Here is a 24,439-nt window from a genome sequence, read left to right as displayed (position 1 = left end):
GGGGGATTTTGTTGTTTTTCTTAAGCATCCGTTTCCGCTTGAGATTGTCTAAACACTTCGTCAAGCATGCCAGCTTCATCGGTTGTCTGTTCAATCGGCTGATACGATTGCTTCATGCGTGGGCCCCAGACTTCCGCCGGGTAGACAGACCATGCTATCTGTTCAACTTCCTCTAGATAACTTAACGTGGTATCCAAGGAGGCTGTTTGTTGCTGTTGGCGCAACCAGTTCGTATAGCGTTTATCGGGTTTTCCTTCTTTTAATAAGAGGGTACCGCTTTCAAGGATTGCCCATTTCGGTTTAGCATCAATCTGAAACAGTTCAAGGTGTCGGAATTCGTCAAACGACCGGCATGTGAACGGAATCAGATAGTTTTTTTCAACGAGTCGTTTTAATCGTAGATGTGTTCGCATCGTCATAAATCGTTTTTCTTGACCGATTCGTTCCACCAATAGCGTCGGTACGGATAGTGTTTTCATCGTTTTCTCATCGATTAATAAACTGTGATCGATATCAATTAGTAACATATGGGTGCCCCTTTTTACGTCGAGACGAGATAAACGCATAAGATAAACCTAGTATAAACGCCGCAAAACAGAATCCACCGACGACATCTGAGAAATAATGTACGTTCAGAATGATTCGTGACGCACCCATCGCAAGAATCAACACACTTAATACTGTACCTAGTATGATTTTTCCGGCGCGATTTAAAAAGCGCCAACTGAGTATGAGAAAACCACCGTATACGGCAAATGCCATCGATGAATGACCGCTCGGAAAACTGTATCCCACTCCTCCGACCAGTTCATTAAGTGAAGGGCGGTCTCGGACAAAGATTACTTTCGCCACTTGGTTCAACACGGCTACTGCTGCAAATGACAACACGTACCAGATACTTCCGATCCGGTCGCGCCAGAGGTAGTAACTGATCAGCGTCAAGATTAATGTGACGGTCACTGCTCCAACCCCTGATCCTAACTGGGTGAACCAACTCACATAATCCGCCGGGACTTGTTTGGACATTATGTTTGATAACTGGGCGTCAAATAAAAAATAGCCGGTCAACCGAATCGAAATTGCAATACTGATGAAGATGACAAATGCGATTCCAGAAAGAACTAACGCATGCTGATTTAATTTCATTTAGTACGTGCCCTTTCGCTGTTCCAGCTCTTCTGCCGAGTAGTCTTCCTTGTCACGCAGTCGGTGTGCCAGTCGTCCGGACGCATTCGCAGCAATCGCAGCGACGATATCGTCCATGAACGTGTTGACTCGACCGTCATCCACTTTTGTATCCAGTTCTTTGATGATACCGATTTTTGCTTTATCCAGATATCCAAACGTCGTCACGGCGATTGATCCGTACGTGTTGACGGCACCGATTGCAATCGTCTCATCTACGCCAAACAGTCCTTCATCACTGCGGATGATCGATAGAAGAGGTTCAGATAACAACCCTTTTTCCGCTAAGATGTCCAGTTCCGCTCCTACGAGGATTGCATGTTGGAGTTCACGTTTCTCAAGAACACGTTCGACAGAACTGACACATGTTTCAAGTGTTAATTCAATCGTATACGGAGCCTGCATCTGGTAGACGATTTCAGCAATCGCATGAATCGTCACCCCTCGTTCATGCAGTTTATCAATCGCTGCTTGTTTGACTTCCTTTGAATGTGCTTTTTTTTTCATGACCAAATCCACCTCTCTGACAAAGTTCTTCACAAGTATACACGGATTCCTACACTCTCCTCAAACTTCTTTGACATCACGCAGATAATCAGTCATGATTATCCTGTAAAGCGTTATCATTTCAGGGGAAAGTAGGGGATTTTCGATGAACATCGGGGTAGTTTTGTTTCCATCGAAACAGATTCAAGATTTTGCGAACTCATACCGGAAACGGTACGATTCCAAGTATGCGTTAATCACACCACACATTACGATGCGGGAGCGGATCAGTGTCGACGATGCCGAGCTCGAAACGATTGTTGCTGCACTCAATGAGGTAGCTTCGCAAACAAAACCAGTCTCCCTTCATATCCAAGGAGCACGTTCTTTCCATCCAACGAATAATGTCTTATTTTTAAAAGTCATGCCGACGGATGAGCTGGAACAACTTCACCGGGCACTACATGCTGGTGATCTCGCGCATACACCAAAATACGATTTCTTGCCTCACATCACAATCGGTCAAGACTTATCCGACGTCGAATTATTTGATGTTCTCGAACGATTGAAAATGGAAGATATCCGTTTCCAAGAAGATGTCACCAAGATGGCTCTGCTTTATGAACTGGAAAACGGTTCATGGAGTGTGTACGAAACGTTCCGATTTACAGGTCAATAACATCAAACTTCCCGGTCGAACTTGCGACCGGGAAGTTTTAATTCAGGCAATACGCCATACGCATTTGCTTGTTCTTCTAATTCCTCATGATGTGGTTCCACATATTTGATTGGGTTGATGCGAGCGACCGGTTCTGTTTTCCGCTCCAAATCGACTCTGACTTGACGATTTACATATTGTACAACCGTAAAATCCACTTGATACATATGACTTCCCTCCCCTTCATCTTCAGCTTGTTATTGTCTTATTCCCAAAATATCTTCAAGAAAAACAAAAAAACCAAGGTTTCCCTTGGCTTTAGCTGATAAGTTAAGATTTTAGAGTGAGTTCGATCTTATTATAGGATATGGAATCCGCTATCGACGTGAAGAATTTCACCTGTCACACCACTCGACATTTGCGAAAGTAAGAACAATCCACTTTGACCGATCTGCTCTGTTGTGACGTTTCGATGAAGAGGTGCACGTTCTTCGATGCTCTCAAGAATCGAATTGAAATCACCGACTCCTTTTGCAGAAACCGTCCGAATCGGACCAGCTGAAATCGCATTGACACGAACGCCTTGTTTCCCGTACTCTGCTGCTAAGTAACGAACACTCGCATCAAGCGCTGCTTTAGCGACACCCATGACGTTATAATTCGGAACCATCTTTTCACCACCAAGATATGTCAACGTGATGACCGACGCATCTTCCGTGAAAAAGTCTTTTGCCGCTTTGACGACAGCTGTCAAACTAAACGCTGAGATATCAAGAGCTTGTGCAAACTGTTCGCGTGTGACAGATGAAAATTCGCCGCGTAAGGCTTCTTTGTCTGCAAACGCAATCGAATGTGCAATCCCGGAAATCTGCCCGTGATCCGCATGAATCGTCTGGAAGACCTGTTCGATTTCTTCATCACTCGTGACATCACATGTATAGTAAGTAGCCGGTCGTGAAAGTTCTTGACCTAACTTTTCGAGTGGTGCCTTGAAGCGCTCTCCGACGTACGTAAATGCAAGGCTTGCCCCTGCTGCATCAAGAGCACGTGCGATTCCCCACGCGATTGATCGTTGATTGATGACACCCATTACAACATACGTCTTCCCCTCAAGTGAAGGATAAATATTCATTATGAGTTCCCCCTTAAATTAGTACCTGGTAATAACACCTATGTCTAGGTTACAAAAACGTAACGCTTCTGTCAACCATCGCTCTTGATATTGCGATTTTGATAAATTACGGTAATATAGAAAGAGACAGAAAGTAGGGATGGAATGAACCGTTTTAAATCATTTACACAACGTTATGATAACACATTGCTTTTTTTGCTCGGTTGTTTGATGGTCATCAGCGTTCTGGCGATCTACACCGCTCAGCCGTTTTTGCAAGGAGCGATTAGTGAAATCAACTTTACCGCAAAACAAATTCAATGGTACGTGATCGGCTTCATCGCACTTTCCGTTGTCATCCTCATTGATTATGAGCAACTGAAGCGTTTTCACTGGTACTTATACGGTGCTGGGATCGTCTCCTTGATCGGTCTCGTCGTCTTACGTGGTACTCCTTTAGTCGCAAACATCAAAGGAGCGTATGGCTGGTATCAGTTTCCGGTCATCGGAACCGTTCAGCCGGCTGAATTCATGAAGTTTTTCCTGATCGTTACGCTAGCTGCGGTCATCTCGGAACACAATGCCCGTTACGTCCAGCATGAACGTGATTTATTACTGCTGATCAAGATGGTCGCGATCACCTTGCTTCCGTTAGCGTTGATCATCATTCAACCCGATCTAGGAATCGGCTTGATTTTGTGCGTTATCTTAGCCTGCGCGATGTTACTGTCCGGATTAAACTGGAAATGGTTACTTAGTATGTTCGGTTTGTTTGCCGTGGCGATCGTCGGCTTCTTTTATCTGTTTTATTTCCAAAATGATTTACTCGCAACATTTTTCCCTGGACACGCCATGAACCGCATCATGGCTTGGTTACAACCGTTTGAGTATGCAGATGACCTTTCCTACCAACTCGTTCAGTCGATTAATGCCATCGGTTCGGGACAGATGTTTGGTGTCGGATATGGGAAACTACAAGTTTCCGTACCAGAACTGCACACGGACTTTATCTTCACGGCCATCTCGGCCCACTATGGATTCATCGGAGCCGCTGTCGTCTTGATCATCCTGTTCTTATTCATCTACCGGTTGATTCAAATCGCACTCGAAACAGCCGATCCGTTTGGTACGTATATCGTGACCGGGTATGTCGCGATGTTTACATTCCAGATTTTCCAAAACATCGGGATGACGATGGGCGTGTTACCGATTACCGGTTTGCCACTTCCTTTCATCAGTTACGGAGGATCCACGATGATCGTCAACTTAGTTGGACTTGGTCTGATTATGGCGATTGCTTCTCAATCTCGTATCTCGATGTTTGATGAAGATTAAATCAAAAGAGTGGATTCCGAAATTGGAATCCACTCTTTTTCGTTTACAGACGTAAATCATCCGGTAAAGGGGCTTCAAACCGCATTACCTCTCCTGTTCTCGGATGGGGAAACGACGCTGACGCACTGTGTAAGGCTTGCCGTGGAATCAAGGGTGTTCCTTTGTACATCGTATCGCCGACTAACGGATGACCAAGAGCCGCCAGATGGACACGAATTTGATGGGTTCTCCCTGTCTCGAGTTTGATGGTCAGTTGAGACAATTCACGGGAAAAGGCAGACAGTGGTTCACTTGTTAAGATATGCGTGACGGCATGCTGACCATCTTCTCGAACCATTCGCTCCATGAACGAGTGATCGGTTTGTCCGATTGGAAGATTAATCGTTTGCGGCGTGATTTGTCCTTCGATCAACGCGATGTAACGTCGGTCAAGTAAACCCGTTTGTTGCATCTTACTTAATTGATGATGGGCAAGCGCATGTTTTGCAAAGACGACCAGTCCACTCGTGTCCCGGTCCAATCGATTGACGATATGAATCGCGTACGGTATCTGATGTTGTTGATAATACCCAAGTACAAAATTCGAAAGTGACCGTTCCGGATGAAGGCGTGACGGTATCGATGCCATGCCCGGTGGTTTATTGACGATCAGGAGCCAATCATCTTCGAACAAAATCTCTAGTTCCCCGCTTGTCGCGTGCATGTCGGATGCCGGAGCTTCCTCTGGAAATCGGACGTGAATCCGGTCTCCCGCATGAACGATTTCATTGACGATGACATGTTCGCCATTTCGTAGTATCTCACCATGATGCTTGATCGAAACAAGCATCTTTCGCGAAATATGCAGGCGGGTCGTACAAAAATGACCGACACTCCACCCGTCTTGCTGCTTTGTGACTTGTTCTTCTAATTGAAATGCCATAACGTTACCCCGTTTAGTTAACTTCCATCTTCTTCTAAAAATGATTCACGTACCCGTTGCCAAAATGGGAACGAGCGGAATCGTGCAAATTTTACTTTTTTATCGGAGACCCGACAACGAATCGATGTGACGTTTTGATGGACGATCGACGCATAATGATCATACGTCAATTGAAAATCAATCGGATTGACTGGTCGGATTTCGACATCATGATGTTTCGGCAACAACATCGGGGAACCAATCGTTCGATACACCCGGTTATTGATCGATGCCATCTCCGTAATTTGAATCGCCTCGAGTGCCGGGTGAACGATTGCCCCACCTAATGCTTTATTATATGCCGTTGAGCCGGACGGTGTGGAAATACATAGACCGTCTCCCCGAAACGTTTCAAAATACTCCCCACGAATCGATAAATCACAAACAAGCGTCTGATTAAAGCTTTTGATCGTACACTCGTTCAATGCCAACAATTTATTCGTTGATCCGTCAGCATAGTCAATCGATAGTTCAAGTAATGGGTATTCGACAGTTGCAATGTTGTTCGCTGCAATGTGTTGAATCAATTCGTCCATTTCTTCCGGTCGCCAGTCGGCGTAAAAACCAAGATGACCGGTATGGATCCCGACAAGTGTGATCTCTTCGACTTGATCTAAATAAGAATGAAAGGCTTGTAACATCGTCCCATCCCCACCGATTGAGATGACGATTTCCGGAGTAACGGTGTCTCGATGACTTCCCCGTTCAATTAACGCCTGTTCCAACTGTTCTTTTAGCATATGGGAACGTTCATCGCCCCGCGCCGTAACCGCAAAACGCATCGTCATCCTCCTACTCTTTTGATCGATTCTTTGCTTCGCTTGCTTGACGCTCGTGTAAGACGACTTGAGCATCTTGTATCTCAACCTTCAGTTGGCTCATCTCCGCATCAAGTAAAAAAGCTGCTTCAGCTGCGCGCCGCAACCGTTCTCTTGTTTCTTCCGGAATATTGCCTTGGTACTTATAGTTTAGCGAGTGTTCGATCGTCGCCCAAAAATTCATCGCGAGTGTCCGGATTTGAATCTCGACGAGCGTCGGAATTTCTCCTTCGATCGTTTGGACCGGATAGGCGATGATGATGTGGTATGAACGATACCCACTTTCTTTTTTTTGTGTTATATAGTTTCGTTCTTCGACGATCTTGAAGTCGCCCCGTGAACGCAACAATTCTAAGACATGGATGATATCATCTACGAATTGGCACATGATGCGTAGACCGGCGATATCTTGCATATCTTGTTCTAGTAGCTCGATATCAATTGCTTTTCGTTCCGCTTTTTGTAAGATGCTTTTTACAGGTTTGACACGTCCTGTGACAAATTCAATCGGTGAATGTTCCCCACGTTGTTGAAATTGTTTTCGAATGGCTTTTAATTTTACTTTCAGTTCATCCACTGCGATTTGATAAGGTGCGAGAAATAAGTCCCAATTTTCTTTTGTCATCGTCATTGTCACCACTTTTAGTCTAAATTGTTAGTTCGATTCGTTCCACTACACCATTCATGGTATCATATTTTCAAGCATTCAACTAGAAAGGTGTGGTCACAAATGAGACAAGAAATGGAAATTGAATTTAAAAATCTATTAGTCGAAACGGAATACCACCAGTTGATGGAGCGATACAGCACATCTGGATCATCCGTTTGGCAGGCAAATGATTATTTTGATACCCCGACATTCGAACTTCGAAGCCATGGTGCGGCATTACGTATCCGTGAAAAAAAATCAGGTCTCGTCTTGACCTTAAAAGAACCGAAAGACGATGGATTACTCGAAACCCACGTGACGTTGTCTGAAACAGAGGCTGAGGATCTATTTCAATATGGTCTCATCCACTCGAGTGCAATGAAACAACAATTAGAGAAATTTAATTTGACGACTTCCCTTGAACATTTAGGTCGTTTAGAAACAGAGCGGTTCGAGAAACAACTCGACACTGGACTGCTCGTCTTAGATAAAAGCCGCTACTTAGGCGTGACCGATTATGAACTTGAATTTGAAGTAACCGATTATACGGCAGGCAAACAAGCTTTTCATGAATTGCTTGAATCAAATGGGATTCCTACGCGTGAAACCAAAAATAAAATCGTCCGTTTCATGGACCTTAAAGCGCTTTCACGTTAATCGTGTAGAAATGTACAAGCAAAACCTTTGCTCTTTCTTTTTTTTCGTTGCTAAAATAGGGTAACGATATTAATAGAAAAGGGGTGAACGGATGGAACACGAACAATGCAACGGATCATATTGTTCATTGGACGAACCATCAATTCAACAACCGACGAAACCGCTAGAAATTTATCATTTTCTAGACGTCACACAAACGGATGGTTTACGGTTGATTCCCGTTCTCAAGAAATTAGAATTAGAATACGGTCATTTATTCCGTCTTCGGACGATCGCGACGATTCCTTGTGCCCCTTCACGATCAGCATGTGACATGTCACCACTGTTGATTTTAAAAGCGATTGAGTTACAAGGAAAAACATTCGGCATGCGTTTCATGCGTCGGTTACGTATGTTGCATAATGTCGAAGGTGAAAGTGCCTATTCACGCGCCTCTCTGATGCGTTTAGCGGAAGCCTTAACCGAATTTGGTCTGGATTTAGCGGAATTCCATCGTGACATCGAATCAGATACCATCCAATTGATGCTCGAAAAAGAAACGGAGCTCGTTACGGATTGGGATGTACGTATTCTCCCGACACTTGCTTTTGTTGGGGATGAGGAAGCGATTAAGGCGGAAGGCCATTATGAATATTTGATTTATGTATCGATTCTGAATGAATTGTTAGAACAACCGTTTGAGAAGCAGGCAAAACCTCCTCTCGAACAGTTCTTGAGACGGTATGATACAGCAACAACTTCTGAAATTGCCTTCATTTATGATGCAACAGAAGCTCAAGTGGAACATGAGTTAAAAAAATTAATGCTTCAGCAAAAATGTGTCTCCCTCACGTACTGTGATGGTAAAGTATGGCGTCATTTAAAAGACTCCGCCCATGCTTAACCTAAAAAAACCGTTTCCGCGATCAGAAATCGCGGAAACGGTTTTTTTATTTTATGACCACTGGATGGGGGAAAAAGAGAACCATCAGGGGAATGTGATCCTCTTCACATTCTCAGTATAAACCGGCTCTTCTGTTTTATCCAGCACTTTGTTCAAAAATTCACAAATTCGTCATTCTCCGAGCAACGCTTCGAATTCATCCAACACTCGCTCAAATTGGCGAAGAGCCGCTTCGACTGGGGCTTTTGTCGTCATATCGACTCCAGCCGCTTTTAAGACCTCAATCGGATAATCACTTGATCCTGCTTTTAGGAAATTGTTGATGTAACGATCAACAGCAGGCTGTCCTTCTTCTAGAATTTGTGATGTCAATGCTGCAGCGGCAGAGATGCCTGTCGCATATTGGTACACGTAATAGTTGTAGTAGAAATGCGGGATCCGCGCCCACTCTAAACCAATTTCTTCGTCTAGTACGATGCCATCACCAAAATATGTCTGATTGAGCGTATAATACGTTTTCGTCAAGAATTCTGGAGTCAACGCTTGTCCAAGACGTGCTGCTTCATGAATTTGATGTTCAAATTCAGCAAACATCGTCTGACGGAACAACGTACCACGGAACGTTTCCAACTGGTTGTTCAGCAAATACATTTTTTCATTTTTATCTGTGACTCGTTTCAATAAATAATCATTCAGCAACGCTTCATTTGTCGTAGAAGCCACTTCTGCCACAAAAATCGAGTAGTCTCCATACGCATATGGTTGGTTCTGACGCGTATAGTAACTATGAACGGAATGACCAAATTCATGCGCCAAGGTAAACAAGTTATTAACGTTGTCTTGCCAGTTCATCAAGATGAACGGTTGCGTATCGTAAGCTCCTGACGAGTATGCGCCACTCCGTTTACCACGTGTTTCACGTACATCGACCCATCGTTTTTCAAGACCATCTTCTAGAATATGCTTATATTCAGCGCCTAACGGGGCTAACCCTTCCACCATCAATTGTTTGGCTTCCTCATATGTGACCTTCATCTCGACTTCATTGACGAGTGGTGTATACATATCATAGACATGCAACTCATCCAGACCTAAAATCTGTTTCCGTAAGGCCACGTAACGATGGAGTAATGGCAGATGCTCATGGACCGCTTCGATCAAACCATCATAGACTTGTTCAGGAATCGTATTTCCGTGTAACGCTGATTCGCGTGCTGTTTTGAAATGGCGGACTTCTGCATAAAAGTTATCTTTTTTGATGGATCCTGCTAACGTCGAAGCCAAAGTATTCGTATACTGACCGTACGTACTATACATCGCTTTAAACGCCGCCTCACGAACGGAACGATCCTTCGACTCCATGAACGTGATGAACCGTCCGTGCGTCAATTCTGTTTCTATTCCATCTTCTCCCTTGATTTTCGGGAACTTCATGTCAGCATTATTGAGCATCCCAAACGTCGTTCCTGATTGACCCAGTACTTCTCCTGCTTTTGCGAGAATCGCTTCTTCCGCTTCCGACAGGACATGCTCACGTTCTCGGTTCAATTCGTCAAATGCATGACGATAGAGCGCAAGATCCGGATTTTTGTCTAAATACGAAGCGATCGTTTCTTCCGGGACTTCTAACAATTCCGGTGTCATGAAGGCTAACGTAGCACCGATTTGAGAAGCAAGTGTCCGAGCCCGATCATTCATCGCTTGATAAAAGCTATCCGCCGTATTCTCATCGTAACGCATGTGGGCGTATGTATAGAGCTTATGCAGGCGTCTTGAAATCTCATCACGTAATTGTAATCCTTCAAACAAAATTTTATCTGTCTGCGCAAGACGCCCTTTGTATTCGACAAGTAACGGTAACATCGCTTTGACCGATTCAAACTCCTCTTCCCATGCTTCGTTCGTTTCGTAAATGGATTCTAAATTCCACGTTTCTTCGACATTGACATCACTTCGTGTTAATACTTCTGCCATTTTAATCACTCCTTTACTTCATTTATACCTGTTTCCCTTTCGACAAACAAACGAAGCGCACCTGCTAACTTTTGATCTTCTGCCAAACGAACTGTCAAATCAGAAGGACGTTCCTCTAAAACTTCAGGAAGATAAAGTTGAACATATCGTATGCTTGCTGTCCACTCCTGAACAAGACGTTTCAATCGATTCTTGTCATATCGAATGCGACACAGATGAAAGCAGTTTTTCAGAAAAAGAGTCAGTCGTTCGGATGAATAGTCTCCATTCAAATGAACGTAGGCGGCAGTCTGGAGCTCAAACGGATGTACGTGGAGTGGCGTTAAGGAAGACAAAGGTAAAAAGCAGTAGGAAGGTAACGTAGAGACACAAAGGTGTGCACGATACATGGGAAGATGCAGAAAGGCACGAGGAAACGAAGAAAAAAAGGACGCATCCGATAATTTTTGATCAGTGTAGACCATAATCGTTCCGGGAACTTGCGGGGAGGAACATGTGGTGTTAAAAATTGTTGGCAGGTTAAAGGCACTTGTTGACAGAGTACGACTCGTCTGGAAAACGGTAGCGGATTCGTATACCGGACAATCCGTCCCTTCTCGATTACGTCAATGTAACCATGGACTGTGAAGGCTTCTTTCATCCATCCGTCCAGCTTAAGGAATGGTCCTTCCTTCTCACGAAAACCAATCCACCGGACTTCATATCCGTTGTCTGAATCAAGCATCAATCTTCGTATCCATTCATCGGCCGTCATCTTCGAACGTTGGATTTCAATTCCGATCGCCCCCGGCTGTAATAACAAATCAAATCGGCGTCGCCCGCGAATCGCTTCCAGTTCGACATCAAAATCCAGTTGCTCAAAATAACTCGCCAACCGTTTTTTCCAAGCAGCATGTTCGGACGACTCTCCTGTACATGCGGTCAAGTGGACAAAATGAAGCCGTTTATTCCCTTGCCGCACACGAAGTCGTGTCCGGCAATAAGGGCAAAACAGCTTTTTTGTCACTAACGTGTCTATCGTCTCCAACTGACTATTGATACGGTTTCCTTGCTCATCGATTGCTTCAAACATCTTTAGCCTCCCGATTGCTCAAATCCTTCAGAGTAACGGTGAAAATAAACGAGAAATCGATTCAATCAAACGTTGGCGAAAACTTCGTCGCATAAAGACGTTGCGTTCAACTTGAGTCGAGTTCGAAAAATCTTCATAAAAATCACGTGTGAGTTCATGAACGGAGTTTGTACCATATAAAAAGGCATTTACTTCAAAGTTCAGATGAAAACTTCTTAAGTCCATATTAGCTGTCCCAATCGTCGCAATCGCATCATCGACGACGATGACTTTCGAATGCATGAATCCTTTATTGTATTCATAGATTTTCACACCCGCTAACAAAAGGTCATCAAAATAAGAACGACTCGCATAAAAAACGATTTTATGATCAGGAAAACTCGGTAAAAGAATTCGAACATCGATACCAGACATCGCCGCTGTTTTTAACGCCGTCATCAAGTCTTCATCTGGAATCAAATATGGAGAAGCGATATAAACAGAGTGCCTTGCTTCCGTAATCAATCCAAAATATAACGATTTCATCGTTTCATGGGGTTCATCCGGTCCACTCGCGATGATTTGTACGCCTCCTGTTGCCTCCTCCATCACTTCAAGTGGTTTCATATAGTATGGGGTGAACAAACGCTCTCCGGTCATGTAGTACCAATCCTGAAGGAAAATCAACTGTAGTTCTGATACGGCTTCTCCACGAACAATCAGATGGGTATCGCGCCAAAAACCAAACGCTTTATCTTTACCCATGTATTCATCCCCTACGTTTATCCCCCCTGTAAAAGCAACCGTCCCATCGATGACCACGATTTTCCGGTGGTTCCGGTAATTGGATTTACTTGAGATGAAGGGTAGAACGACCGGGAAAAATGCATGCACTTCGACCCCTGCATCTTTCATCTTTTTGAAGTACGCTTTATCCGTCGAAAAACAACCTACTGCATCATACAAAAATCGAACTTCCACCCCAGCTTGGACACGCTCTATTAACGCCGCCTGTAATTCAAGCGCCAGTTCATCGTCACGGACAATATAATATTCCAAGTGAATGTGGTGTTCTGCCTGACGAATTTCTGCCAACAGTAACGGAAACTTTTCTTGACCGTTCGTCAGTACCTTCGTATGGGTATTATACGAAATTGGTAGTCGGCTGATGGAATCGATAAGTTTCACAACTTTTGCATAATGACCGTGTTTGAACACCGGATTGTGTACACCATGATCAAACTGGGTACGATACTTAATGTAAGACTCTTCATCGAGCATCGCTTTCAGACGAAACATTCTTTTTCGTCTATAATTTTGACCAAAGGTGAAATACACGAACACACCTACGACAGGAAGCGCCATCATGACAAGCGCCCAGACAAGAGTGCGTTCTGGATTTCGATTTTCAAGTAAAATGATGACGAAGACACTCAGGACGACCAGAATGATGACAAGGGATAACCACCCCACCATGTAGACACTCCAGTAGTAAGAAAGAAACCCGATCAGACTGACCGTTAAGAGTAACGTCATAAGTAATTGGACACGTCGTAACATGGTATCCCCTCCTTTGATTTGATCTTGTATACACTTTATGTAGAAGGGACGATTCAAAATGAAAACGTATCTAGTGACTGGTGCAACAAGTGGTATTGGTGAAGCGACAGCCTTACAACTGATTCAAGAAGGACATACGGTCCTTGCTCTCGGACGAAACGAAACAAAAGGACGCGACTTAGAAACAAACGGCCACGGACGACTTTTCTTTTTCCAAGTGGACTTGGCGGTTCCTTCTGAAATCGAACGCTTTTTTGAAACAACAAAAGAAGATTTCCCGACGATTGACGGAATCTTCAACAACGCGGGTACATTCGGAAAACCGGTCGCACCGGAACGTGTGACCGATCAACAAACAGAAGTCTTTCAAGTCAATTATCATGCGCCGGAACAAATCATTCAACGTGCCGCGAAACGGCTGAGTCGGGGTGCCTCGATCGTCAATAATAGCGCGATTGTCGGACACGTCAAATTTCCAGCGATGCTCTTACCTTATGCTTCCTCTAAAAGCGCCCTCTTAACCCTTACGAAAACGTACGCAGCTCGGTTTCATGGAAAGTATCGATTTAATGCCATTTGTCCGGGTCCTGTCGATACGAAGCTAAGCCATTCCCTTTATGGTGGAAAAGAGAAGTTTGACTTGGCGATGAAACATCATTTGCGTGGACATGCTGCCCATCCATCAGAAATTGCCGAAGTCGTCTGTTTTTTATTGTCGGACAAGGCCAGTTATATCAACGGACAAACATTAATCGTTGATGGCGGTTATACGTTAACTTAATACGACAGAAGAAAGGACTGCTTGCTGACGAATCAGAGCAGTCCTTTTTTTGTGTGTTGTTGTCAGTTCGGAAACTGTTTGCGGATGAACGTAAAGACATCGTTCGCCACAATCAATTTTCCATATTCCGCTACCGGATGGATTTTCTGTTCACTAAAGTTCAAGTACTCTGCAATCAAGCTCATCACATTTTCCTGTTCTTCCACTTCTGTTTCTTCTTTAAAGTGAAGGTGAAGCAGGTACAGTCCATCTTTTTGATAAAGGGACGTAGTGAGTTCTTCGAAGATCGGTGCTTCTGCATATTGGCTAAGGGCAATGATATGCTCGAAATCGGTTGTTTCAAATAAGACGTCTTGACTGAGTTCTGTTTCTTTCTCTTCCGCATCAGACATCGCGGAACGGAGTAGGGAATCCAGTTCCTCTTCATCAACCTGTTCACCGTCAACCGACGTTTTCGCGATTGTAACGGTTACTTCTAAACCTTTTTCAAATGCCTGTACTTGTATCCATAGTGGACCTTCGAAGGAGATGGACTCTTTTTCATTCGCTTCATCCATCATCTGCCAGAATAACTGTTCTCCACGCTCACGATTGTACCAAATCTCGTCCCGGGCAAAGCCGCGGCGTTCGATATCCGTGTACGTAATGAAGAACTTGACTGTGTTGTCATTGACGCGTTCGATTTTCAATATGTCCACTCCTTTCCTCTCGCTCTTATATATAGTATACGAACGAGCACTTCACATAGATTCAAAAGAATCACTAAAACATATAGGGTATATTCCTTTGTTATCTTTATTTTAACCTTTTTAGGCGGTAACAAAAAGCACACTGCTCAGAAAGCAGCGTGCTCGTTACAAATTACTCATTGACAAGGCGCTGAGCTTCTAGTAATTGGAAGGTGCGGACTTTTCGTGGCAAGAAGCGACGAATCTCATCCTCATTGTATCCAACTTGAAGACGCTTTTCGTCGATTAGAATTGGACGGCGTAACAAACCTGGATATTCTTGAATTAAATCATACAAGTGTTGTAACGATAAGTTTTCTACCGATACATCTAATTTTGAAAAGACTTTTGAACGGGTCGAGATAATTTCATCTGTTCCGTCCTCAGTCATACGAAGGATCTGTTTGATTTCATCAAGCGACAACGGTTCTGAGAAAATATTACGTTCCACAAATGGGATTTCATGTTCTTCAAGCCATGCGCGTGCTTTACGACAAGAAGTACAGCTTGGTGAAGTATAGAGTGTTACCATTGAAAAACATCCTCCCCCTGATTTACATCAAGTCTCCTGTGATGACACACAGCAGCTGATGATTCTATTACTTGATCGTCTACATGAATTTTTACTTAACAGCCAATATGTTTTGAGATGAAAGAACTTTTCGTAAAAAAACTTGCTGGAGCCACCAGGTGGCTTCAGCAAGCTGGCGTGTGATCAAAGGGTTGAGAAATCGTCTCTTTTGCTTTCGGGAGTTTAATTTCTTTTAGTTTCTTTTCGAAAATATCCCGCAAAAGGCGCTTTTTCAACTTTTTCTTTTTATCACGTTCTTTCATATCCGACACCTCACTCGGTCCGAAAAAAGAACAGTTAACCAACGAAAGCTAAATTATCATCTTCTACATTAATTAGTATACCACGTTTACCTATTTTCTATTCCTACTTCAAGCAATTAATTATGTGAGATTGTCGATTTCCATTATGTAAATAGTTGCAATTACTTGCAACATCCCGTAAAGTGTATAGAAATACTTACTCATGAAAGGAGTTTTTTCATCATGTCCGTTACACTCGTTACGATCATCGAACATCCGATTGCTCAAAAATATTTAGAACGATCTGGATTAAATCATGCAATCTCCGTCGCAGAACAGGCCCTGACGCTGGCTACGCAGCGTGGCTTAGACGCAGATACTGCGACGAAGGCTGCACTTCTTCATGACATCGGGCATTACGAATGGTATACAGACGGTACGTGGAACTACGACTTATATCGTCAAAACGATATCCATGCCATCAAAGGAGCAGAACGGGCTCATAAACTATTGATTCGTCTTGGAGAAGAACCAGAACGAGCAAAAGAAATTGCTCTTGCTGTCCTCTTACACACGGATTCATACTTGCCGCCCGGTACCATCAATCGGACCCCATTACAGCAACTCGTCCATGAGGCAGATACACTCGAAGAACAGCCTGGTGGTCTTCATCATTACGAAAAAATTTCTTTTGAAGAAGCCGTCCAACGACTTCATGCCATTGACTCTGTCGTTCACCGATTCAACAACCTTCCACGAATCGCTTCCGAAAATTAAAAAAAGGCATTCCCGAATAATTCAGGAATGCCTTTTGATTTGGTTTAAACGAGTTGGGCTTGATAGGCTTCGAGTTCAGCATCCGTCATCGAGACAAAATGACCCGGCTCGATTTCACGTAGTGGTGGGATACTCGAGTCTTCACTCGATTTCCCGACCGCACCACCTGTTGGGCGGTCATAGATGATCCGCTTACGTGTGCGCTCATGCTCCGGATCCGGAAGTGGAATCGCGGATAAAAGCGATTTCGTGTAGGCATGCACTGGATTTTCATAAAGACGATCCGCATCACATAACTCTACGAGGTGACCTTGATACATCACACCAATCCGGTCTGAGATATATTTGACCATCGATAAATCGTGGGCAATGAAAAGATACGTCAGACTACGATCACGTTGAAGCTGTTTCATCAAGTTGACGACCTGAGCTTGAATCGATACATCAAGTGCAGAGATCGGCTCATCGGCAATGATGAAATCTGGTTCGACTGCTAACGCACGGGCAATCCCGATCCGTTGGCGTTGTCCACCCGAAAATTCATGAGGATAACGGCTAGCGTGTTCTTTTGTCAGACCAACAGTTTCAAGTAAATCGTACACACGGTTATTCCGCTCATCTTTTGATGTAGCAAGACCATGAATATCGATTCCTTCAGCAATAATATCTCCGACCGTCATCCGTGGGTTTAACGATGCATATGGATCTTGGAAAATCATCTGCATCGAACGGTTGAATTTTAATTTTTCTTTGCGTGATTTTTTAGCGTGAACATTTTCACCTTTGAAAAGGACTTCTCCGTCTGTTGCATCGTACAGACCGATGATGGAACGTCCTGTCGTCGACTTACCACAACCGGACTCTCCAACAAGACCAAGTACTTCCCCTTCATAGATGTCAAACGATAATCCGTCGACAGCTTTGACGACACGACCGCGCCCGATGTTAAAGTGTTGTTTTAAGTTTTTTACTTCAAGTAATTTACTACGTTTCTCCATTACTTTAGACCGCCTTTCAGAAGCGATTTCGCGAATGTGCTATCTGGACGATATTTCAGCGCAAGATCGCGGATGGCTACTGGTGGTTCTACATAAGGTGCTTGTGGGTGTAACAACCACGTTGCTGCTTCATGTGTGTCAGTGATCGGGAAGAACGGAGGTTCTTTCTCGAAATCAATCTTCATCGCATATTGGTTACGTGGTGCAAAGGCATCGCCGACCGGTGGATGAAGTAAGTTTGGTGGTGTTCCAGGAATCGCCGGCAAGTCTTGCGAGCGATCGTCAGACGGACGGGGCATCGAACCGAGTAATCCCCATGTGTACGGATGACGCGGCTCATAGAAAATTTCATCGACCGTTCCTTTTTCAATCAATTTCCCTGCGTACATAACGGCTACACGGTCTGCCATGTTCGCCACGACACCAAGATCGTGTGTGATGAAGATGATAGCTGTACCCGTTTTTTGTTGAATGTCTTTTAACAATTCAAGAATCTGTGCTTGAATCGTTACATCCAGTGCTGTTGTTGGCTCATCGGCAATCAAGACCTTCGGATTACATGCTAACGCGATCGCGATTACGATCCGTTGACGCATACCACCTGATAGTTGGTGCGGATATTGCTTAAGGCGCGCTTCCGGATTCGGAATCCCGACGAGTGTCAATAACTCAAGTGTCCGTTTTTTTGCATCATCACCTGTCAAACCTTGGTGACGCTTCAATCCTTCAGCAATTTGTTTGTAGATCGTCATCGTTGGGTTAAGTGATGTCATCGGATCTTGGAAGATCATCGCAATATCACGCCCACGAACCTTTTGCATTTCTTTGTCTGATAACTTAACCAAGTCACGGCCTTCAAACATGATTTCACCTTTCGTGATCTCACCAGGAGGATTCGGAATCAAACGCATGATTGCTTTTGACGTAACCGATTTACCAGAACCTGATTCACCTACGATGGCAAGTGTTTCGCCCTTTTTTAAATCAAACGATACGCCACGGACGGCTTGAACCGTCCCAGCATACGTATGGAAAGCGACGGTCAAGTCGCGTACTGATAAAATAGTTTCCATTGTGGATGAACTCCTCTCTTATTTCCGTTAGCGACGTAGACGTGGATCAAACGCGTCACGTAATCCGTCTGCCAGCATGTTAAAGCTGATCATGACGAGTACGAGCACTGTCGATGGTATGACGAGCAAGTAAGGGAATGTTTTAAGTTCTTTATACCCTTCATTGATCAACGTACCAAGTGACGGTTGTGGTGGAGCGAGACCAAGTCCAATAAAGCTAAGGAAGGCTTCGAAGAAAATCGCACCAGGAATCGTGAACATCAGTGAAATGATGATCGTACCAAGAGTATTTGGAATCAAATGTTTGAATACTAAACGTGCGCTAGAAGCACCAAGTGTACGGGCTGCAAGAACAAATTCCTGGTTCTTAAGTTTCAGGATCTGTCCACGTACGAGTCGACTCATCCCAATCCAACCGGTAATCGTCATCGCGAGGATGATGGTCGTTATCCCCGGCTCAAGAATCAAGATGAACAAAATGATCAAGATCAAGTTTGGAATACCTGTCAAGATTTCAGCAATCCGTTGCATGATGTTATCTACTCGTCCACCATAATAAGCAGAAATCCCGCCGTACGTGACACCAACAATAACGTCAATAATCGCCGCTACGAGACCGATGAACAATGAAACACGTGTCCCTTCCCAGACACGTGACCATAAGTCACGTCCGAGATGGTCCGTACCAAACCAGAAGTTTTCTTCAACTTGTTTTGTTTCATAGAAGTCAATCGGCTTTTCACCAAGTGTTGCCATTCCGTCAAACCCGGCCCATTCGAGACCTGCGATTTTTGGCGGAAGTTTAGCTTGTGTGATCGTTTGTTCATATGCATCTCTACCAGAGATCATCGGTCCAAAGATCGCTAACAATCCAATGATGATGATGATTGCAAGGGACAGAATCGCCGCTTTGTTTTTACGAAGACGTGTCCAGGCATCCTGCCAGAAGTTTAAACTTTTCCCGGCAATTCGTTCTCCAGCTTGTTCATTAAATTCTACTGGTTGGAACAACGACGAGTCGAACTGTTCCGCTTTTGCGTTTGAATTTTGCTCTGCCATTATTCACTACCCCCCAAACGAATCCGTGGATCAACGACACCGTACAGAATATCGACGATCAAAATCATCAAGATGAACACTGCTGAGAAGAAGAGTGTCGTTCCCATGATGACTGTATAGTCATTTTGTGTGATGGATGATACGAACAACTCACCAAGACCTGGTACCGCAAAGATTTTCTCAATGACGAATGTCCCTGTAATCAAGGCTGCCGTCATTGGTCCAAGAATCGTGATTGCCGGGATCAAAGCGTTCCGTACCATGTGTTTCCATGTGATCGATTGGCCATCTAGGCCTTTTGCCCTAGCAAGCGTCACGTAATCTTGACCCGTGACCTCAAGCATTTCTGTCCGTACGAATCGTGCGATCGAGGCAGTTACGCCAAGCGACAAGGAGACCGTAGGAAGAATCGTATGTGCTGGACTTTCCCAGAAGGCAACTGGCAATACGCCCCATTTCACTCCGATATAATATTGAAGAAGTGACGCAAATACGAATGATGGCACTGAAATTCCGAGTACTGAGATGAACATCGCGCCGTAATCGACTGCTGTATTGTGGCGAAGTGCCGCAACAACACCTAGAACAAGACCGAGTAAGACACCTAAGACAAGTGCTTGGATACCTAATTGAGCAGATGGTCCGATACGTTCCATGATTAAGTCAGTCACTGGACGGCTATCGTACTTAAATGATACTCCAAGATCACCTTGGAATAAGTTAACCATGTACGATGCGTAGCGTTGTGGAAGCGGATCATTCAAGTTGTACTTATCCCGAAGGATATCTAACTGTTCAGGCGAAAGTTTCTCCTGGTTTTGGAACGGTGAACCCGGTAACAGATCCATTAGGAAGAAAGTGAACGAAGCGATGAGTAAAAACGTTAGTACGCCGTAAACAAGGCGTTGAGCTAAATAACGGCCCATAGATGGCACCCCCTATAAAGATTTTCTGTTTTTTTCGAAACATCAATAAAATCAGTATGACCCAAAATTGTCGGAACATTCAAGAATTTTGTCGTAAAAATTAAAATTCTTTTTATTTTGGTCTGATCGATGCCCCCCTGGCAGCTGTTTTTTCACAGTTAACCAATATTTCAGAATTTTTCGTTTGATTCCATTATACTTTGCTAACAAAGTAATTAGAACATCTTTTTTACGAAAAGTTCACATTTCCTTAAAAATGAGTTCCCATTCAGAAAAATTCGTATAAAACAGGAGCGTTCCTTGAATAGGTTTCAAGGACGCTCCAATTTTCAATTACTTCACATCAACATATTTGTACTGGAAATCAGCACCAAATACTTGGCGGTTGAAGTCTTTGACTGATGGACGACTCAAGTAAGCTGCACCTGCTTGGTAGATCGGTGCAATGGCTTGGTCTTTTTCAATCAATTGTGACTCAGCTTGTTTAAAGAGATCAAGACGTTTGGCGACATCTGATTCATCGTTGGCTGCATTTAACAATTTATCGTAAGCAGACGATTTATACTTGATGTCATTTTGACTGTTTGTTGACTCAAAAATCGACAAGTTTGACATTGGATCTTGATAATCCGGACCCCAAAGTGCATACGACATTTGGTAGTCGCCTTTTGCTTCTAGATCCAGCTTGTTTTTGAACGGTTGTTGTTTGATTGTAACCGTGACGTTTGGAAGGTTTTGTTCAATCTGACCTTTCATGTACTCACTGATTTTTTTCGCATCTTCGCTGTCGAATGACAAGAGCTCGATCGTTGCTTTTTTGTCTCCATTTGCTTTTTTCCAAAGATCAGCTGCTTCTTTTGCATCCCGATCAAACCAGTTGATGTCGCTTGTGTAGTCTTTACCGGCGTCATCTTTGATGAAATCTTTTGGAATGAAACTTGTTGTCGGAATCGAACCGTTCGCAAGAAGTGTGTCCGTGATGCCTTTTGGATCAATCGCACGTGCGATTGCTTTACGGGCATCGACATCTTTCATCGTCGCGTCTTCATTGTTGAATTTCAAGTACGCGATTGAAGAACGAAGCGCTGTCTTGAACTCAGGTTTTGATTCATACGTCGCGACTTGCTCGGATGTGAGTCCTGCATAATCAATCTCATCCGTATCATAAAGGTTAGCGACCGTCGATGTATCTTTGACGACACTGATTGAGACTTCATCTAATTTGACCGCATCTTTATCCCAGTAGTTTTCGTTTTTCGTCAGGACACGTTTTGAATCCGTTTTCCATGATGTCCAAACGAAAGGACCGTTGTAGAGCAATTTATCAGGTTGAAGCGAGAAATCTTTTTTATTTTTGTTGTAGAAGTCTTCACTGATTGGTGTATACGTTCCGAATGATGTGAGTGACAAGAAGTATGGTGCTGGACGTTCCAGTTTTACTTCAAGTGTCTTATCGTCAATCGCTTTGACACCTAGCTCGTCAACTGGTTTTTTACCTTGTGAGACATCTGAACCGTTTTTGACCGTATCAAAGATATAGGCATAACCTGAAGCTGTTTTTGGATCAACGGCACGTTTCCATGCAAATTCAAAATCTTGGGCTTTGACAGGTGTACCGTCTGACCATTTTGAATCACGAAGTGTAAACGTGTATGTGAGGTTATCACTTGAGATATCTGTTTTTTCTGCGAGTGCCGGAATCGCTTTACCGTCTTTATCTAATCGGTAGAGCCCCTCCATCGTGTTTCCGATCATGTTGAATGCGACAGCATCCGTTGCCTGTGCTGGGTCGACCGTCGTAATATCAGACGTATCTGTCAATCGTAAAACTTTTTTCCCTTCAGAAGAACCTGCATCTTTATCTCCGCTACCTGTCGAACATCCTGCAAGCACAACGCTTCCTGCAAGCATCACTGATACCGCGAGACCGACTGTTTTTTTATTCATCGGTGAGTCATCTCCTTTTTGATTTTAAAAACCGCTACAAATAGACGATTTTTTAAACATCTCGTCGAAACTGCCACAACGTTCCCCAAAACGCATTGACCTAGTTTCCAAAACTTAAACGAAGTGATAAATTGATTTTATGTGAGAATAACAATAACGTCAAGTGAATAGTCACACTATTTACTATTTTATATATTCTAAATAGTACATAGTCGTAACAAACTGTTGCTTTGCGTATAATGAAATTATCATCTTGGTGTAGGAGGTTCATCATGTCAGCTAAACTATTACGCCCGCTTTTAATTGCTTTGGTTTTAACAGCAGCCTATACGATTTGGGCCGTCGTCACGGATGCTACCCATTCATTTTTCTATCATTTGTCGGGTGGTTTGTTCATTTCTGGTTTTCTACTGCTCGCCATCGGCTTTTTCTCCAACATGTCGGCCAATGGTTTTTTTAAAGGCATAACAGCCGGCTTCAAAAAACAACGGGAAGCTAAATTACGCGAAGTGGATGGCGATTATTACGAAGACGAAGATGAAGAAGAGGAGCTTCTTCAAGAAAAACGAAAGCGGGCTTCAGGTCGGACAGCACCTTATTTATCGAGTGGGTTTATATGTATCCTCGTCTCCCTCCTATTATCATTTGTTTAATGGAATTTAGGATGACGACTGAAACGAAGATATGGTAAAGTAAGAGGAACGATATATGAGAACACAGAGAAGAAGAGTAGTAAATCCGGCAGTCACTTATAGAGAGTCCATGGATGGTGGAAATGGATAGTCGACGCGGATCGAATGGACTTCGGAGTGGCTGATTCGAAATGATGTAGAATCAGACGGGTTTGCCCGTTACAGCAAATGAGCGGCTAGTTTTCTAGCAACTTGGGTGGCAACGCGATGACTCGTCCCTTGAATAATTCAAGGGACGAGTCATCTTTTTTTATCTCAATTTTTGGAGGGATTTACATGAAAACGATTTTTTCAGGCATTAAACCAACTGGTACAGTGACACTTGGTAACTACATCGGAGCAATGAAACATTTTGTCAATTTACAAGACGAACATGACGCTTATTATTGTATCGTTGACCTTCATTCGATTACGGTCGAGATTGACCGGGTTGAATTGATGAACAACACACGTGCACTCGCTGCCCTCTATATCGCAAGCGGGCTCGACCCAGAGAAAGCAACGATTTTTGTCCAGTCGGAAGTCAAGGCACACGCTCAACTCGGTTGGATGTTGACATGCCTTTCCGGTATGGGTGAACTCGAACGGATGACACAATATAAGGACAAGTCGCAAGGTAAAGACCGGATTGGTGCGGGATTGTTTGTCTATCCGACCTTGATGGCAGCCGATATCCTCTTGTATGACGCGGAACTCGTTCCCGTGGGTGACGATCAAAAACAACATATTGAATTGACACGGGATTTGGCCCAACGTTTTAACAGTCGTTACTATGAGACCTTTAAAATGCCGGAGCCGGTCATCGCTGAAACCGGTGCCCGCATCATGAGCTTGACGACACCCGAGAAAAAGATGTCAAAAACGGATACGAATCCGAAAGGCTACATCTCGATGCTCGACGCACCGGACGTCATCCGCAAAAAAATTAAATCTGCCGTGACAGACTCGGAAGGCATCGTTCGATTCGATCGGGAACAGAAACCGGGTGTCTCCAACCTGCTTGAGATTTATTCATTACTCGCCGACATCCCAATCAAAGAGTTGGAAGCGAAGTATGACGGACTGAACTACGGTGTTTTCAAAGCAGATGTTGCAGAAGTCATCATCGCTGAACTCGAACCGATCCAAAAACGATACTATGACTTGATTGACTCGGAAGAACTCGACTTGATTTTAGATCAAGGACGGGATAAAGCAGAACTCGTCGCATCTCGGAAACTCGCAAAAGTCGAAAAAGCGATGGGCCTTCAACGCAAACGGGCAAAAGTTAAAAAATAATTTTTCTGACGTTGCTACTAACATCTCTTCTTATGTGTA

The 24,439-nt window shown here is 43.8% G+C and carries 28 protein-coding genes and 1 other annotated feature; of the genes, 8 read left to right on the top strand and 20 right to left on the bottom strand.

Annotation, left to right across the window (positions count from 1 at the left end):
• Positions 1–20 precede the first annotated feature (20 nt).
• Genes BLD48_RS02550 through BLD48_RS02540 form a run of 3 tightly spaced genes read right to left on the bottom strand, consistent with a single transcriptional unit; the run spans position 21 to position 1,692 of the window.
• Positions 21–527, bottom strand: a complete 507-nt coding sequence (locus BLD48_RS02550; RefSeq protein ID WP_071498832.1) for an HAD family hydrolase — start codon at positions 525–527, stop codon at positions 21–23.
• On the bottom strand, positions 514–1,146 hold the full coding sequence (locus BLD48_RS02545; RefSeq protein ID WP_071498831.1) for a phosphatase PAP2 family protein: 633 nt from the start codon (positions 1,144–1,146) through the stop codon (positions 514–516). Before BLD48_RS02545 ends, BLD48_RS02550 begins: the two co-directional genes overlap by 14 nt.
• Positions 1,147–1,692, bottom strand: a complete 546-nt coding sequence (locus BLD48_RS02540) for a phosphatidylglycerophosphatase A family protein (RefSeq protein WP_071498830.1) — start codon at positions 1,690–1,692, stop codon at positions 1,147–1,149.
• A 145-nt stretch (positions 1,693–1,837) separates the two neighbouring features.
• Between BLD48_RS02540 and BLD48_RS02535 the strand changes: the two genes are divergently transcribed.
• On the top strand, positions 1,838–2,350 hold the full coding sequence (locus tag BLD48_RS02535) for a YjcG family protein (protein WP_071498829.1): 513 nt from the start codon (positions 1,838–1,840) through the stop codon (positions 2,348–2,350).
• Between the two features lie 2 nt (positions 2,351–2,352).
• Here BLD48_RS02535 and BLD48_RS02530 read toward each other — a convergent pair whose 3' ends face one another.
• Positions 2,353–2,556, bottom strand: a complete 204-nt coding sequence (locus BLD48_RS02530) for a hypothetical protein (protein ID WP_071498828.1) — start codon at positions 2,554–2,556, stop codon at positions 2,353–2,355.
• A gap of 131 nt (positions 2,557–2,687) precedes the next feature.
• Positions 2,688–3,461, bottom strand: a complete 774-nt coding sequence (gene fabI, locus BLD48_RS02525; protein WP_071498827.1) for an enoyl-ACP reductase FabI — start codon at positions 3,459–3,461, stop codon at positions 2,688–2,690.
• Between the two features lie 144 nt (positions 3,462–3,605).
• Between fabI and BLD48_RS02520 the strand changes: the two genes are divergently transcribed.
• Positions 3,606–4,775 (top strand): FtsW/RodA/SpoVE family cell cycle protein, encoded by a 1,170-nt coding sequence (locus tag BLD48_RS02520; RefSeq protein WP_071498826.1) that lies wholly within the window; start codon positions 3,606–3,608, stop codon positions 4,773–4,775.
• Between the two features lie 43 nt (positions 4,776–4,818).
• Here the strand turns inward: BLD48_RS02520 and BLD48_RS02515 are convergent, their stop codons facing one another.
• The 3 genes from BLD48_RS02515 to yjbM are packed head-to-tail and all read right to left on the bottom strand — an operon-like array spanning position 4,819 to position 7,179.
• The gene (locus tag BLD48_RS02515) at positions 4,819–5,697 is read right to left on the bottom strand and encodes an RluA family pseudouridine synthase (protein WP_071498825.1); all 879 of its coding nucleotides are present in this window, start codon (positions 5,695–5,697) and stop codon (positions 4,819–4,821) included.
• A 17-nt stretch (positions 5,698–5,714) separates the two neighbouring features.
• Positions 5,715–6,518: an NAD kinase gene (locus BLD48_RS02510; RefSeq protein WP_014970840.1), complete on the bottom strand. Its 804-nt coding sequence runs from the start codon at positions 6,516–6,518 to the stop codon at positions 5,715–5,717.
• A gap of 10 nt (positions 6,519–6,528) precedes the next feature.
• Complete coding sequence (gene yjbM / locus BLD48_RS02505; RefSeq protein WP_071499086.1) at positions 6,529–7,179, bottom strand: GTP diphosphokinase; 651 nt, start codon at positions 7,177–7,179, stop codon at positions 6,529–6,531.
• Positions 7,180–7,284: 105 nt separating this feature from the next.
• Between yjbM and BLD48_RS02500 the strand changes: the two genes are divergently transcribed.
• Together BLD48_RS02500 and BLD48_RS02495 are read left to right on the top strand one after the other, a co-directional pair.
• Positions 7,285–7,860, top strand: coding sequence for a CYTH domain-containing protein (locus BLD48_RS02500; RefSeq protein WP_236629921.1), 576 nt, complete (start codon positions 7,285–7,287; stop codon positions 7,858–7,860).
• Between the two features lie 91 nt (positions 7,861–7,951).
• On the top strand, positions 7,952–8,743 hold the full coding sequence (locus tag BLD48_RS02495; protein WP_014970843.1) for a DsbA family protein: 792 nt from the start codon (positions 7,952–7,954) through the stop codon (positions 8,741–8,743).
• Between the two features lie 171 nt (positions 8,744–8,914).
• Here BLD48_RS02495 and pepF read toward each other — a convergent pair whose 3' ends face one another.
• The 4 genes from pepF to cls all read right to left on the bottom strand — a co-directional run bounded on the left by pepF (position 8,915) and on the right by cls (position 13,328).
• Positions 8,915–10,717, bottom strand: a complete 1,803-nt coding sequence (pepF, locus tag BLD48_RS02490; RefSeq protein WP_071498824.1) for an oligoendopeptidase F — start codon at positions 10,715–10,717, stop codon at positions 8,915–8,917.
• Positions 10,718–10,722: 5 nt separating this feature from the next.
• Complete coding sequence (locus BLD48_RS16450) at positions 10,723–10,902, bottom strand: hypothetical protein (protein ID WP_236629920.1); 180 nt, start codon at positions 10,900–10,902, stop codon at positions 10,723–10,725.
• A 137-nt stretch (positions 10,903–11,039) separates the two neighbouring features.
• On the bottom strand, positions 11,040–11,789 hold the full coding sequence (locus BLD48_RS02485; RefSeq protein WP_236629919.1) for a competence protein CoiA family protein: 750 nt from the start codon (positions 11,787–11,789) through the stop codon (positions 11,040–11,042).
• 27 nt (positions 11,790–11,816) lie between these two features.
• Entirely contained in the window at positions 11,817–13,328 is a 1,512-nt protein-coding gene (cls, locus tag BLD48_RS02480) for a cardiolipin synthase (RefSeq protein ID WP_071498823.1), read from the bottom strand.
• A 58-nt stretch (positions 13,329–13,386) separates the two neighbouring features.
• Here cls and BLD48_RS02475 point away from each other — a divergent pair, with 58 nt between their 5' ends.
• Positions 13,387–14,109: an SDR family NAD(P)-dependent oxidoreductase gene (locus BLD48_RS02475; RefSeq protein ID WP_071498822.1), complete on the top strand. Its 723-nt coding sequence runs from the start codon at positions 13,387–13,389 to the stop codon at positions 14,107–14,109.
• Positions 14,110–14,171: 62 nt separating this feature from the next.
• Here the strand turns inward: BLD48_RS02475 and mecA are convergent, their stop codons facing one another.
• The 3 genes from mecA to BLD48_RS16355 all read right to left on the bottom strand — a co-directional run bounded on the left by mecA (position 14,172) and on the right by BLD48_RS16355 (position 15,671).
• Positions 14,172–14,807, bottom strand: coding sequence for an adaptor protein MecA (mecA, locus tag BLD48_RS02470; RefSeq protein WP_369825737.1), 636 nt, complete (start codon positions 14,805–14,807; stop codon positions 14,172–14,174).
• Positions 14,808–14,970: 163 nt separating this feature from the next.
• The gene (spxA, locus tag BLD48_RS02465; protein ID WP_012370920.1) at positions 14,971–15,369 is read right to left on the bottom strand and encodes a transcriptional regulator SpxA; all 399 of its coding nucleotides are present in this window, start codon (positions 15,367–15,369) and stop codon (positions 14,971–14,973) included.
• A gap of 164 nt (positions 15,370–15,533) precedes the next feature.
• Complete coding sequence (locus BLD48_RS16355; protein WP_012370921.1) at positions 15,534–15,671, bottom strand: hypothetical protein; 138 nt, start codon at positions 15,669–15,671, stop codon at positions 15,534–15,536.
• 219 nt (positions 15,672–15,890) lie between these two features.
• Between BLD48_RS16355 and BLD48_RS02460 the strand changes: the two genes are divergently transcribed.
• The gene (locus tag BLD48_RS02460; protein ID WP_201723131.1) at positions 15,891–16,427 is read left to right on the top strand and encodes an HD domain-containing protein; all 537 of its coding nucleotides are present in this window, start codon (positions 15,891–15,893) and stop codon (positions 16,425–16,427) included.
• Between the two features lie 44 nt (positions 16,428–16,471).
• Here BLD48_RS02460 and BLD48_RS02455 read toward each other — a convergent pair whose 3' ends face one another.
• The 5 genes from BLD48_RS02455 to BLD48_RS02435 all read right to left on the bottom strand — a co-directional run bounded on the left by BLD48_RS02455 (position 16,472) and on the right by BLD48_RS02435 (position 22,430).
• Complete coding sequence (locus BLD48_RS02455) at positions 16,472–17,425, bottom strand: ABC transporter ATP-binding protein (RefSeq protein ID WP_071498819.1); 954 nt, start codon at positions 17,423–17,425, stop codon at positions 16,472–16,474.
• On the bottom strand, positions 17,425–18,498 hold the full coding sequence (locus tag BLD48_RS02450) for an ABC transporter ATP-binding protein (protein WP_014970851.1): 1,074 nt from the start codon (positions 18,496–18,498) through the stop codon (positions 17,425–17,427). The genes BLD48_RS02455 and BLD48_RS02450 overlap by 1 nt, the downstream gene beginning before the upstream one ends.
• A 27-nt stretch (positions 18,499–18,525) precedes the next feature.
• Positions 18,526–19,557, bottom strand: coding sequence for an oligopeptide ABC transporter permease (gene opp3C, locus BLD48_RS02445; protein WP_071498818.1), 1,032 nt, complete (start codon positions 19,555–19,557; stop codon positions 18,526–18,528).
• Positions 19,557–20,483 carry an oligopeptide ABC transporter permease gene (gene opp3b, locus BLD48_RS02440; RefSeq protein ID WP_014970853.1) on the bottom strand — a complete coding sequence of 309 codons (927 nt, stop codon included), beginning with the start codon at positions 20,481–20,483 and terminating at the stop codon, positions 19,557–19,559. Before opp3b ends, opp3C begins: the two co-directional genes overlap by 1 nt.
• A gap of 333 nt (positions 20,484–20,816) precedes the next feature.
• Positions 20,817–22,430: a peptide ABC transporter substrate-binding protein gene (locus BLD48_RS02435; RefSeq protein ID WP_071498817.1), complete on the bottom strand. Its 1,614-nt coding sequence runs from the start codon at positions 22,428–22,430 to the stop codon at positions 20,817–20,819.
• Positions 22,431–22,702: 272 nt separating this feature from the next.
• Here BLD48_RS02435 and BLD48_RS02430 point away from each other — a divergent pair, with 272 nt between their 5' ends.
• Both BLD48_RS02430 and trpS read left to right on the top strand, forming a co-directional pair.
• Positions 22,703–23,083: a DUF3899 domain-containing protein gene (locus tag BLD48_RS02430; RefSeq protein WP_071498816.1), complete on the top strand. Its 381-nt coding sequence runs from the start codon at positions 22,703–22,705 to the stop codon at positions 23,081–23,083.
• A 57-nt stretch (positions 23,084–23,140) separates the two neighbouring features.
• Positions 23,141–23,345, top strand: a binding site (T-box leader).
• 53 nt (positions 23,346–23,398) lie between these two features.
• Entirely contained in the window at positions 23,399–24,400 is a 1,002-nt protein-coding gene (gene trpS / locus BLD48_RS02425) for a tryptophan--tRNA ligase (RefSeq protein ID WP_071498815.1), read from the top strand.
• The last annotated feature ends 39 nt before the right edge of the window (positions 24,401–24,439 follow it).

Source organism: Exiguobacterium sp. KRL4 (genome assembly GCF_001870785.1).
Lineage (GTDB): Bacteria > Bacillota > Bacilli > Exiguobacteriales > Exiguobacteriaceae > Exiguobacterium_A.
Note: the sequence above shows the minus strand (reverse complement) of the source record. Positions and strands in the feature narration are given on the sequence as shown.